Raw genomic sequence first — 1591 nt, forward strand, 5'->3', positions numbered from 1 at the left:
CTCGCCGAGATAGTTGACGGGGGCGGGATTCTTGCCGAAAAGCGACGCATAGAGCACGGCGCCGTATAGGTACGAGCCCGCGGCGGACGGATGGCTCTTGTCGGGCTGATACATCTCGAGGTCGGGCTTCGCCTTGATGGCTTCCATAAAAGCGAGACCCACCGGAATCACGCGCATCTGCGCTTTGTTGCCGATGCGGATCGTATTGTCTGCAAGCTTTTCGATATCGGCCGGCTTGTCTTTTCTCGGCCACGTCATGACGAGGAGCGGGGTGCTCCCGGCTTTGCGGACGGCATCGGCCTGAGCGACAGCGTACTTTTCAAAGAACGGAAGGCGCTTGGCGGACGTTGCGCCAGCTGAATTCTCCTGCAGCAGAACGATGTCGAACATCGGGTGCTTGAGTTCGCCCTTGTCGTTCACATCGGCGTAAGGATCCTGTTCGTGGGGCTTCAGGTAAAAGTCGATGTCGTGGAAGGAAAGAGAGCCGGAACTGATTGTGAGGAGCCGCGTCTTCATCCCGAGCTTCGGCGTAGATGCGCGCATCATGCCGCGCAGATACGTATGCACGCCGCAGTTGTAAAACGAGTAGGAATTGCCGATGAGGAGCGCCACTTCGGGCACTTTTTCAAGTCGGTCCGTGAATTCGGGCTTCACGGTGTTGTCGAGCGCCTGTGCGCCGTTCATAAGAAACGCGCCTGCGAGCAGCGCCGCGAGCGCTGCGGATTTGATGCTTCGCATTTGATTGCCTTCTTGCTAACCGAAAGTCTTCGTATCTCGCTGCTTGTCGGCCGGTCCGCGCTTTGCATGATCGCCGCGGACCGGGGAGCCGGAAACCGGTTTTTAGAACCGGTGACGCATGCCGAAAATGAACGAACGCGTGTTTTCGTTCGTGCCTTCATCGGACTTGCTCATGAGCGAGCCGTCACGCGCAATCTGGTCGGAATCCGTCCAGTTTTTCGCGTGCACGTAGGCGGCGCCCGCATAGAGGTCCGTGCGCTTCGAGAGCGGATAGAGGTAGCCGATGCCGAGCTGCCAGCCTTCCACGTCGTCGCTGTTCTTATGGCGCAGCGAACCGTCGGTGCGGAAGGTGTTGTAGTCGCGATCGCCCTTCACATAGCCGCCTGCTGTCTTGAGCGTACCGCCCCAGAGATCGATGTTCGCGCCGAGAAGAACGGCGTGCGTGTCGTAGCCCGTGCTGTTCTTTTCGCGGTCGGTGCCCGTGACGGAACCTTTCACGCTGCTCGAGATCTTGCCGACGCGCGTGACGCCGTCGCCGTACTGGTAGGCGACAAAGAGCTTCACGGGACCGAAGTCGTACGTACCGCCGAGGTTGACGGTGGTGTAGTCGTCGCCAATGAACGCTGAGGTATCGGAAGCATTCTTCGTGAACATGCGGTCGACAACGAGAACGGCCATGAAAGGACCTTTCTTGTACGTTGCACCGAGCGCGGCATAACGGTCCTTGCGGCTGCTCTGCACACCGTCGTCGCCCGCAATGCCGTTAGAAACCTGCGCGTAGAAGTTGAAGCCCGCAAGCTTCGGCGATTCATAACGAAGCGTGTTGTCGACACGGGTTCCGACGGCGCCCGAG

At 59.3% G+C, this 1591-nt stretch carries 2 protein-coding genes; both read right to left on the reverse strand.

Translation table 11 applies throughout. From position 1 onward, the window contains the following. On the reverse strand, positions 1-738 hold a 738-nt coding region (locus H6A60_RS11195), incomplete at its 3' end, for an SGNH/GDSL hydrolase family protein (protein WP_205104633.1). 102 nt (positions 739-840) lie between these two features. Beyond that, on the reverse strand, positions 841-1591 hold a 751-nt coding region (locus H6A60_RS11200), incomplete at its 5' end, for a porin (protein ID WP_205104636.1).

This window comes from Sutterella massiliensis (assembly GCF_016899755.1).
In the GTDB taxonomy this organism is placed as follows: Bacteria; Pseudomonadota; Gammaproteobacteria; order Burkholderiales; family Burkholderiaceae_F; genus Sutterella; species Sutterella massiliensis.